We start from the raw sequence: 11073 nt of genomic DNA, 5'->3' as shown, positions 1-11073 counted from the left end.
CACGATCGACAGGCACTGCATCCTCAAGCAACAACCGCCCGCTTCGGATGTGAGGCGTTCCGACTGATAGTGCAAATTCCGCGCCACGAGGGGCGCGAGGGGCTGTCTTGTGCTCACTGTCAATTACCGCGATGCATACATCTCCCAATCGCGCGCTCACGCCAGCACCCTCCCCAACTGCTCTTCAACAACCTTCGCCAACCGCTCCGACTCCGCGAACTGCTCCCGCAGCAACGCCGTCAGCCGCGCGATCTTCGCCTCCACCGGCTCCGCGCCCGGGTCGACCTCCACCTCCGCCGTCCCCACGTACCGCGCCGGGGTCAGTACGTAGTCGTGCTCGGCGATGCACTCCAGGCCAACGCTCGCACAGAAGCCCGGCACGTCCTCGTACGGTTCCACGCCCCCCACGCCCCGCCACGCACGCACCGTGTCGCCGATACGGGAAACAATCTCCTCGGGCGTCAGTTCCCGCAGCGTGCGGTTCTTCATCACGCCGAACTCGCGCGCATCAATGAACAGCACCTCGCCTTTGCGCCCCCGCACCCACCCGGAGTGCCGGCCCTTACCCTCCGCGAGGAACCACAGGCAGGCCGGGATCTGCGTCGACCGGAACAACTGCCCCGGCAGCGCGATCATGCACATCACCAGGTCGACCTCGACCATGCCCCGGCGGATGTCGCCCTCTCCGGACTGCTTGCTGCTCATCGAGCCGTTGGCCAGGATCACACCCGCCCGGCCGCTCGGCGCGAGCTTGCTGATCATGTGCTGGAGCCACGCGTAATTCGCGTTGCCGACAGGCGGTGCCCCGTACACCCAGCGTCGGTCCATGCCGAGCAGCTCGCCGCCCCAGTCGGAGATGTTGAACGGCGGATTGGCCATCACCACGTCCGCCTTGAGCGTCGGGTGCTGGTCGTTGCGGAACGTGTCGGCCGGTTCGTCACCGAGGTTGGCCTCGACACCATGAATGGCCAGGTTCATATGGGCCAACTGCCAGGTAGTCTGGTTGAGTTCCTGGCCGTACACCGAGACGTTCAGCGGGTTGCCGCCATGCGTCTCGATGAACTTCTCCGCCTGGACGAACATGCCGCCCGACCCGCACGCCGGGTCGTAGACCCGCTCCCCCTGCTGCGGCTCCAGCACCTCCACCAGAAGCTGGACCACGCTCTCAGGCGTGAAGTACTCCCCGCCCTTGCGGCCCTCCTTGAGCGCGAACTCGGCAAGGAAGTACTCGTACACCTCGCCCATGATGTCCCGCGCACCCTTGCGGCGGCCGTCATCGCCCAGCTGCTCCTGGAAGGCGAGCCGGTCCAGCAGCCTGATCAGCCCCGAAAGGCGTTCCTCATCGACCTGGCCGCTGGCGTAGATCTTGGGCAGGGTCTTCTTCAGCGCCGGATTCTGCGCCTCGATCGCCAGCATGGCCGCGTCGATCGCCTCGCCTACGGTCTGGCCCTCCACCGTCGTACCGGCCCGTTCGAGGATGCTCTCCCAGCGGGCGGTCGGCGGTACGTAGAAGATGCCGGCACCGGTGTACTCGCGCCGTTCCTCCAGCGTGACGAGAATGTCGTCCTCGCTCCAGCCGCCCTCCTCCCTGAGCTCCGCCTCCAGCTGCGCGCGCTTCTCGCTCATCGCAGCGGACACGTACTTGAGGAAGACGAGGCCTAGGACGAAATGCTTGTACGCGGCGGCGTCCAGGCTGCCGCGCAGCTTGTCCGCGGCCTGCCACAGGATCTGCTTCATGTCGGCGGGTTCGGTCTTCTTCCGTGGTGGCACGGGGTTCTCGTTTCTCTCGTGGTTCGTAGGGGCCGGTCGGGCTATCAGACCCGGGGTGCGGGCCCGGGACCGGGCCGTTTGCGCAGTCTCAGGTCGCCGTCCGCGACGCCCGCCGCCAGCCGTTCGGCCAGGGTGTCCAGTGCGGCCAGCTGACGGCGTACGTCGGCGCGGTGCCGTTCCGCGTCCGCCAGGACCGTTTCGAGATCGGCGATCTCCTCCGCCGGCAGCTGTGGCAGGTCCATGTCCCGCACGCTCACGCGCCGTACGAGCGATCCGCTGCCGCGCTGCTGGTTCCGCGGCGCAGCCAGCAGATGGGCCAGCGGATAGGGGCGCATCCACAAACTCTCGGGACGCGCTTCCTTCCCCGCCGCCAGGTCCGTCAAATACTTCCGGTATGCCGCGATCCGTAGCCCCTGGACCGGTGCGAGCAGTACGCAGCCGCCCGCGCCATCGACGCGCGTGCGTACCCCGTGTTCGGTGAACAGGAAGACGTCGCCCTGTTCGGTCATCACAGCCTGCGGGTAGGCGGCGAGATCCTCCAGCATGATGCGCCGTTCGCCGATCGGCAGGGCCCCGAGCATTTCTTCGCGGCCGATCACCGGGACTCCGGCATCTCCGATGTCGCCTTCCCGGATGCGGTGCCCAGGCAGGAGTCTGAGCTGCCCTGCTTTCAGCTGTCCACCGACCTTGAGGTGAGCGGCCCGGCTCTCTCGTTTGCCGATGCCGAGATCGCCGATCCACTGCTTCAGATGCGGCAGCGCCGCGTACGCGTTCTGCCGTGCCTCCACTGTCGCCGCGAAGTGGTCGAGACCCTTCTCCGGGGACGCGAGGCGATGCGCGGGCAACAGGGAACGACCGTCCAGCAGAAACGAGGTGCCCGGGCCCGTCGTCGTCACCGGCACGTGCTGGGCTTCCTGGGCGACCGGGGTCTCACCGCTTCTGAGCAGCCCCACGACGTAGCGCGGCCAGCCATCTCCGACCCGTCGCGCCAAGCGGTCCGCATCGATCAGCAGGACCGGCGCCGCCACACGCGGGACCTCCGCCACACCCCGCAGTACGAGCAAGGCGTGCTCCGCGCCGGTGCGGAACGTGTGGATACGGCGGGGCAGTTGAACGATTGCTTCCACCACGCCGGACTTGAGCAGGTCCTCGCGCATCCGGGCATTGGCCGTCATCACCCCGCCACGTGGACGGGACAGCGTCCAGGATGGTACGACCACGAGCCCCTGACCGTCCGGACGCAGGTGCCGCATCGCCTCGATCGCCCACCACAGCGGCCCGTCCTCGTCGCGCTCGCGCTCCCCGGAGGCGTACGGCGGATCGGCGACGACCAGATCGGCGGCGGGGAATCCCCTCGGCTCCTCGTCCACGTCGGTCGGCTGCGACGCCCACTGCTCATGCGGACGGACGGTGCCCAGTTCCTCCGGCCGGGCGCGGACCTCGACCGCCTCCGCCGACCAGCGTGCGAGCAAGCGGTAGATCAGCAGCTTTCGTCGCAGCGGGTCGGGCTCCACAGCGGCGACATCGCCGACACCGCCGTCGACCCCGAGCGCCAACAGCAGATCTCCAGTGCCGGCACACAAGTTGAGCACGACCTTCGGCTCCGCTGCCGAGAGAACAGGCTCTCCCAGCGCCTCGATCAGGTCGACGACCGCCCGTGGCGTCGCGTCCATCGCGAGGTCGGATTCCATGCGCCCCGCCAGCTGAAGGATTACCTCGGCTGCCGAACCGGTGCTGTCCAACTCCTCGATCAGCTCGCGCACGGTGTGCACGAGTTCGGAATCGGCTCGGTCGAGATCCGGCAGAAGGCTGTCCGGCAGACTCTCCGGCACGCTGCCTCCGCCCTCCCCCTCCATCGCCGTGACGGCCAGCGCCTGGATGATCAGCTCATCGGCACCGAGCATCCCGTGTCCGAGTGTCACCAGCCGCCGCAGCCGCAGACCGTCACGGAAGCGTTCCCCGTAGGTCGGCAGTGTTCCGTCCGGACGACGTTCGCCGTCGGGCACGGGCCGTTCGTCGAGCCAACGCCCGATCTCCTCTGTATCGAACAGGGGCTTGCTCTCGCTGCCGCCGACCGGATCGGGGAAGGAATCGTGACGCCGCCGCCAATTACTGACCGTGGGCCGGCCCACCTCGGCGAGCTCCTTGATCTCGCCGAGGGTCACCGGCTCGTACCGCCGCCGCTCCGTCACAGCACAATCTCCTCCTCACCCGAGAGAACCCGGGCCTTGCGGGCCAGGACCGCGGGGACCTGGCTGTACTTCTCGTGGCGCGCCGCCAGCTCGGGAGCGACGACGGCCATCAGCTCGACAGCCGTCCGGAAGTCCTGCTCCAGGTGGCGGTGGGAGATGCGCTCGTGGTGCGCGATGCGGTTGCGCAAGGTTCGCATGACCTCGAACTGATCATGCAGTTCCTCGCGCCGCAGCCCCTTGAAGCAGTGGCGCAGCGACGGGTACCAGTACTTCATCTCGTAGTTGCCACGGCCGCCCGTGCTGAGCAGGCCGATCCAGAAGCCGAACGACAGCGTCGCGACGACGTCGCACGGGGCGTACCGCCTGCCACGGCGCGCGAGGCGGTCCTCGGCGTCGCGGATGTCTTCCATGGCCCAGCGGTTGGGCTCGGCCCGCCGGAGGTTCCACCAGTCGGCCTGGCGGAACTTGCCCGCGAGCTGCCGGTGGAGCCGATTGCGCAGGCTCACCTCCAGGTCACGCAAGGGGCTGTGCAGCGCCCGAGCCGCTTCGGCGTCCCAGGCGTAGAGCCGCAGAGCCACCACCACATCTCCGCGGCACTCGCCCAGGAACGGCTGGAACCGCTCCGGGGAGATTGCCTGGACTAACTGCTCTTCACCGTTCTCCGTCATAGCCCCGCCCTTCCTTCCGTCCGGCTGTCGTGTTATGTTGCCGGAGTACGCCTTGGAGTCCTGTCACCGCTTGCTTTTCCGCATAGCACACAGCCCGGGGTAGAGCCTGGTGATGTGCCCTACACCGCCCACGGATATTGGGCGGTGTAGGGCGTCACTGTTTCCGCCGTGATACTCGGCCTGACGCCCCATCACCGCGACGTCTTCAACCTAGCGTGTTTCCCTCTCCAAGGGAAGCGCATAGAGACGGCGCTCGTGAGAAGCCCGGTTCTCACGAGTCTTTCGTTTCTTTTGTCCACAGTGAAAAACGGGCCACGAAAGTTCCCGTGACCCGTTCCTTCTGCCGCACGCACCACTCAGAGCCGCCGCGCGACCTCCGTCGCCCAGTACGTCAGGATCATCTGCGCACCGGCCCGCCGGATCCCGGTCAGGCTCTCCATGATCGCCGCGTCCCGGTCGATCCAGCCCTTCTCCGCGGCGGCCTCGATCATCGCGTACTCACCACTGATCTGGTACGCGGCGACCGGCACGTCCACCGAGTCGGCGACCTTCGCGAGGATGTCCAGGTACGGTCCGGCCGGCTTGACCATGACCATGTCGGCGCCCTCTTCGAGGTCGAGCGCCAGCTCGCGCAGGGACTCACGGGCGTTCGCCGGGTCCTGCTGGTACGTCTTGCGGTCGCCCTTGAGCGAGGAGCCGACGGCCTCACGGAACGGCCCGTAGAACGCCGACGAGTACTTCACCGTGTAGGCGAGAATCGAGACGTCCTCGTGGCCCGTCTGGTCGAGCGCGTCGCGGATGACGCCGACCTGGCCGTCCATCATGCCGCTGGGGCCGACCACATGGGCGCCCGCGTCGGCCTGGACCTGGGCCATCTCGGCGTACCGCTCCAGCGTCGCGTCGTTGTCGACGCGGCCGTCAGCGGTCAGCACGCCGCAGTGGCCGTGGTCGGTGGACTCGTCCAGGCACAGGTCCGACATGACGACGAGATCGTCACCGACCTCCTCGCGCACCGCGCGCAGACCCACCTGGAGGATGCCGTCCGGGTCCGTGCCCGCCGTGCCCCGGGCGTCCTTCTTCTCGTCCGCGGGGACACCGAAGAGCATGATCCCGGAGACCCCGGCCGACACCGCCTCGACGGCGGCCTTCCGCAAGGTGTCCAGGGTGTGCTGCTGGACGCCGGGCATGGCCGAGATGGCGACGGGCGCGTCGATACCCTCGCGTACGAACGCGGGCAGGATCAGATTCGCCGGGTCGAGCCGTGTCTCGGCGACCATGCGCCGCATCGCCGGGGTCGTCCGCAGCCGCCGGGGGCGGGAGCCGGGGAAGTTTCCGTACACAGTCATCCTTCGAGATTAGCCCCGTACACATCACCGTCTTACCGACACCCGTGCCGGAAAAACGGGCAGGGGCCCGGCCGCCGAAGCAGCCGGACCCCTGACACCGTCAACCGGGCCGATCAGGTCGTCGTACGACGCCTCCGCGCGCCCGGACGCCGCTCGCTCGGCCGCGCCACCGGGTCACCGGCCTCCTTCGCCGCCTCCCGGCGCTGCGCACCGAACTCGGCGAGGGCCTCGGCCAGCTTGTGCACCGAAGGCTCCGGCGACAGGACGTCGACGCGCAGGCCGTGCTCCTCGGCGGTCTTGGCCGTCGCCGGGCCGATACACGCGATGACCGTCACGTTGTGCGGCTTGCCCGCGATACCGACGAGGTTCCGGACGGTCGACGACGAGGTGAAGAGCACCGCGTCGAAGCCGCCGCCCTTGATGGCCTCACGCGTGTCCGCAGGCGGCGGCGAGGCGCGGACCGTGCGGTACGCGGTGACGTCGTCGACCTCCCAGCCCAGCTCGATGAGCCCGGCCACCAGCGTCTCGGTGGCGATGTCGGCGCGCGGCAGGAAGACGCGGTCGATCGGGTCGAAGACCGGGTCGTACGGCGGCCAGTCCTCCAGCAGACCGGCGGCGGACTGCTCACCGGACGGCACCAGGTCCGGCTTCACACCGAAGTCGACGAGCGCGGCGGCGGTCTGCTCGCCGACGGCCGCGACCTTGATCCCGGCAAAGGCACGGGCGTCGAGCCCGTACTCCTCGAACTTCTCCCGGACGGCCTTCACAGCGTTCACGCTGGTGAAGGCGATCCACTCGTAGCGGCCCGTGACCAGGCCCTTGACCGCGCGCTCCATCTGCTGGGGCGTACGAGGCGGCTCGACGGCGATCGTCGGGACCTCGTGCGGCACAGCACCGTACGAACGAAGCTGGTCGGAGAGCGACGCCGCCTGCTCCTTGGTACGCGGGACGAGCACCTTCCAGCCGAACAGCGGCTTGGACTCGAACCACGCGAGCTGGTCGCGCTGGGCGGCGGAGCTGCGCTCACCGACCACGGCTATGACGGGCTGGTGCCCCTCCGGCGACGGGAGGACCTTCGCCTGCTTCAGGACCTGGGCGATCGTCCCGAGGGTCGCCGTCCAGGTGCGCTGGCGGGTGGTCGTACCGGCCACCGTCACGGTCAGCGGGGTGTCGGGCTTGCGGCCCGCCGAGACCAGCTCACCGGCGGCCGAGGCCACCGAGTCGAGCGTCGTCGAGATGACGGCCGTGGCATCGCTCGCGCCGACCTCGGTCCAGCAGCGGTCCGAGGCGGTACGGGCGTCGACGAACCGGACGTCGGCACCCTGCGTGTCACGCAGCGGCACGCCGGCGTACGCGGGCACGCCCACGACGTTGGCGACACCCGGTACGACCTCGAAGGGGATACCGGCGGTGGCGCAGGCGCGCATCTCGGCGCCGGCGTTCCCGTCCAGTCCCGGGTCACCCAGGACGGCACGGACGACCCGCCTGCCGCCCTTCGCTGCCTCCATGACAAGATTGGCCGCATCCCTGAGAACGGGAACACCGGCGGCTGTTGACTGCGCGTCAACAACCGCCAGCTCAGGCGTGCTTACGCCTGCCCGCGCATGGCAGCGAACGACGCCGAGAACGTCCGGCTCGGCGACAAGGACGTCCGCGCTCGCGAGCGCCTCGACAGCGCGCAGAGTCAGCAGTCCCGGGTCGCCGGGACCGGCGCCGAGGAAGGTGACGTGCCCTTGTGCGGACAGGGCCGGAAAGTCGGATGCGGCGTGGCCGGTGGGGCTCAAAGTGCTCGCTCCCCCATAAGACCGGCCGCACCCTTGGCGAGCATCTCGGCCGCGAGTTCGCGACCGAGGGCCGCCGCGTCGTCGTGCGACGTGGGGACGGGACCGGTGGTGGACATCTGTACCAGCGAGGAACCGTCGGTTGAACCGACGACACCGCGCAGGCGCAGTTCGTTGACAGCCTGTCCGTCGACCAGGAGGTCGGCCAGCGCACCCACAGGTGCGGAGCAACCGGCCTCCAGGGCGGCGAGCAGGGCACGCTCGGCGGTCACGGCGGCCCGGGTGTACGGGTCGTCGAGCTCGGCGAGCGCGGCGGCGAGGTCTGCGCTGGTCGCAGCGCATTCGATCGCCAGTGCTCCCTGGCCGGGAGCGGGCAGGACGGTGTCGACCGACAGGAAGTCGGTCACCTCACCGATCCGGCCGAGGCGGCTGAGCCCGGCCGCGGCGAGTACCACCGCGTCCAGCTCCCCGCTTCGTACAAATCCGATACGCGTATCGACGTTCCCCCGGATCGGCACGGTCTCGAAGTCGAGGCCGTGGTTACGGGCGTACGCGTTGAGCTGCGCCATGCGGCGCGGCGAGCCGGTGCCTACGCGGGCACCGGACGGCAACTGCTCGAAGGTCAGCCCGTCCCGCGCCACCAGTACGTCGCGCGGGTCCTCGCGCACCGGTACGGCGGCCAGCACGAGGCCCTCGGGCTGGGCGGTCGGCAGGTCCTTGAGCGAGTGGACGGCGAAGTCCACCTCGCCGCGCAGCAGCGCGTCGCGCAGCGCCGCGACGAACACACCGGTGCCGCCGATCTGCGCGAGGTGCTCCCGGGAGGTGTCGCCGTACGTGGTGATCTCGACGAGCTCGACGGCGCGCCCGGTCACCTCGCTGACCGCGTCGGCGACGAGGCCGGACTGCGCCATGGCGAGCTTGCTGCGCCGGGTCCCCAGCCGCAGCGGCTTGGTTGCCCCCGCGCCCAGGGGTGAGTTGTCGGTCATGACCGCCCTCGATTCGGGTCGTTCAGGTCTGCCCGGGAGACGGCGGCGACCGTCTGCGGGTCGAGGTCGAAGAGTTCCCGCAGCGCATCGGCGTACCCGGCGCCGCCGGGCTCACTGGCGAGCTGCTTGACCCGCACGGTGGGCGCGTGCAGGAGCTTGTCGACGACGCGGCGCACGGTCTGCGTGATCTCGGCGCGCTGCTTCTCGTCCAGGTCGGGGAGGCGTCCGTCGAGCCGCGCGATCTCGCCCGCGACCACTCCGGCGGCCATCGTGCGCAGGGCGACGACGGTCGGGGTGATGTGGGCGGCGCGCTGGGCGGCGCCGAAGGCGGCGACCTCGTCGGCGACGATGGTGCGTACCTGATCCACATCGGCGGCCATCGGGGCGTCCGCGGACGCCTCGGCGAGCGATTCGATGTCGACGAGGCGCACACCGTCGAGACGGGCGGTGGCTCCGTCGATGTCGCGCGGCATGGCGAGGTCGAGCAGGGCGAGGCGGACGGGGCCGGCGCCCTGGGCGGGCACGGTGGCCCGGCGGACGGCCTGGCGCACCGTACCGGCGGTGCCGTTCTCCACCCAGGCGGCGTGCCGGTCGGGGTCGGCGGGCGGCGCGGGGACGGACGCGGCGGGCGCCTCGTACGCGGTGTCGAAGGCCAGGCCGAGCGCTCCGGCGACGGCCTCGGCGGTCAGCACGAGACCCGTCGCGCCGGTGCACGAGACGACGACATCGGCACGTGTCAGTTCGTCGGAGACCGCGGCCATCTCCACGGCGTGAGCGGCCACTCCCGTACCGCCGGGCTGGCCCAGGATCTCGACGAGCCGGTCGGCACGGGCCCGGGTCCGGTTGGCGACGACGATCTCGGCGACGCCGGTACGGGCCAGGGTGGCGGCGGCCAGCGAGGACATCGAGCCGGCGCCGATCACCAGGGCACGCTTGCCCCTGGCCCAGTCGGCGACATCCGCACCGGCCGCGAGCTGTTCGAGACCGAAGGTGACGAGCGACTGCCCGGCCCGGTCGATGCCGGTCTCGCTGTGGGCACGCTTGCCGACCCGCAGGGCCTGCTGGAACAGGTCGTTCAGCAGCCGGCCGGCGGTGTGGATCTCCTGCCCCAGCGCCAGTGCGTCCTTGATCTGGCCGAGGATCTGGCCCTCGCCGACGACCATCGAGTCCAGCCCGCAGGCCACCGAGAAGAGGTGGTGGACGGCCCGGTCCTCGTAGTGCACATAGAGATACGGAGTGAGCTCGTCCAGCCCGACGCCGCTGTGCTGGGCGAGGAGCGTGGACAGCTCGGCGACGCCCGCGTGGAACTTGTCCACGTCGGCGTACAGCTCGATGCGGTTGCAGGTGGCCAGCACGGCGGCCTCGGCCGCGGGCTCCGCGGCGAGGGTGTCCTGGAGGAGCTTGGCCTGCGTCTCGGCAGCCAGAGAGGCCCGCTCCAGCACGGAGACGGGGGCGCTGCGATGGCTCAGCCCTACGACAAGAAGACTCATGCCGGCATCACGGCGGGCATGTCCCCGTCAGGTCCCTTCCGATCGCCGGCGGCCGCGCGCACGGGCGGCGCGGCCGGGTCCGGGCTGCTCTCGGTGGCATCCTCGCCGGCCTTGCGCTGCTCGTGGAAGGCGAGGATCTGAAGCTCGATGGACAGGTCGACCTTGCGCACGTCGACGCCGTCGGGCACGGACAGCACTGTCGGCGCGAAGTTCAGGATGGAGGTGACGCCCGCGGCGACGAGCCGGTCGCAGACCTGCTGAGCGGCACCCGCCGGGGTCGAGATGACACCGATCGACACGCCGTTGTCGCCGACGATCTTCTCCAGTTCGTCGGCGTGCTGCACGGGAATCCCGGCGACGGGCGTTCCGGCCATCGCGGGGTCGGCGTCGATCAGTGCGGCGACCCGGAAACCACGGGAGGCGAAGCCGCCGTAGTTGGCGAGCGCGGCACCGAGGTTACCGATACCGACGATCACGACCGGCCAGTCCTGGGTGAGCCCGAGTTCGCGGGAGATCTGGTAGACGAGATACTCGACGTCGTACCCGACACCACGCGTCCCATAGGACCCGAGGTAGCTGAAGTCCTTGCGCAGCTTGGCAGAGTTGACCCCCGCCGCCGCGGCGAGCTCCTCGGACGAGACCGTGGGGACCGAGCGCTCGGAGAGCGCGGTCAGTGCGCGCAGGTACAGCGGAAGTCGGGCGACGGTGGCCTCGGGAATTCCTCGGCTACGGGTCGCCGGTCGGTGATTTCGGCCAGTTGCCACGGTGCTCCTGCGGGATGAGCGGGGCTGCAGGCGGCCGTATGTCCCAAGGCCGCCCCGTCGAATGCAGGCTATGTCT

The 11073-nt window shown here is 69.8% G+C and carries 8 protein-coding genes; all 8 read right to left on the bottom strand.

All coding sequences use genetic code 11. The annotated features are described in order from the left end of the window. Positions 1-156: 156 nt before the first annotated feature. Positions 157-1770, bottom strand: coding sequence for a type I restriction-modification system subunit M (locus NRF20_RS25590; RefSeq protein ID WP_413753327.1), 1614 nt, complete (start codon positions 1768-1770; stop codon positions 157-159). Between the two features lie 44 nt (positions 1771-1814). After that, positions 1815-3962: an N-6 DNA methylase gene (locus NRF20_RS25585; RefSeq protein WP_413753326.1), complete on the bottom strand. Its 2148-nt coding sequence runs from the start codon at positions 3960-3962 to the stop codon at positions 1815-1817. Further along, positions 3959-4630 (bottom strand): hypothetical protein, encoded by a 672-nt coding sequence (locus NRF20_RS25580; protein ID WP_413753325.1) that lies wholly within the window; start codon positions 4628-4630, stop codon positions 3959-3961. The genes NRF20_RS25585 and NRF20_RS25580 overlap by 4 nt, the downstream gene beginning before the upstream one ends. A 356-nt stretch (positions 4631-4986) precedes the next feature. Further along, the gene (gene hemB / locus NRF20_RS25575) at positions 4987-5976 is read right to left on the bottom strand and encodes a porphobilinogen synthase (RefSeq protein ID WP_413753324.1); all 990 of its coding nucleotides are present in this window, start codon (positions 5974-5976) and stop codon (positions 4987-4989) included. Positions 5977-6089: 113 nt separating this feature from the next. After that, positions 6090-7760 carry a bifunctional uroporphyrinogen-III C-methyltransferase/uroporphyrinogen-III synthase gene (locus NRF20_RS25570; protein WP_266360584.1) on the bottom strand — a complete coding sequence of 557 codons (1671 nt, stop codon included), beginning with the start codon at positions 7758-7760 and terminating at the stop codon, positions 6090-6092. After that, positions 7757-8743 (bottom strand): hydroxymethylbilane synthase, encoded by a 987-nt coding sequence (gene hemC / locus NRF20_RS25565; RefSeq protein ID WP_398634266.1) that lies wholly within the window; start codon positions 8741-8743, stop codon positions 7757-7759. The genes NRF20_RS25570 and hemC overlap by 4 nt, the downstream gene beginning before the upstream one ends. After that, a complete protein-coding gene (locus NRF20_RS25560; RefSeq protein WP_413753323.1) occupies positions 8740-10233 on the bottom strand; it encodes a glutamyl-tRNA reductase in 1494 nt (497 codons plus the stop codon). Before NRF20_RS25560 ends, hemC begins: the two co-directional genes overlap by 4 nt. After that, positions 10230-10997: a redox-sensing transcriptional repressor Rex gene (locus tag NRF20_RS25555; RefSeq protein ID WP_266360578.1), complete on the bottom strand. Its 768-nt coding sequence runs from the start codon at positions 10995-10997 to the stop codon at positions 10230-10232. The genes NRF20_RS25560 and NRF20_RS25555 overlap by 4 nt, the downstream gene beginning before the upstream one ends. Positions 10998-11073: the final 76 nt, after the last annotated feature.

The sequence above is a fragment of the Streptomyces sp. R-74717 genome, from assembly GCF_047305335.1.
GTDB classification, from domain to species: domain Bacteria; phylum Actinomycetota; class Actinomycetes; order Streptomycetales; family Streptomycetaceae; genus Streptomyces; species Streptomyces atratus.
This window is presented reverse-complemented; position numbering and strand designations above follow the sequence as displayed.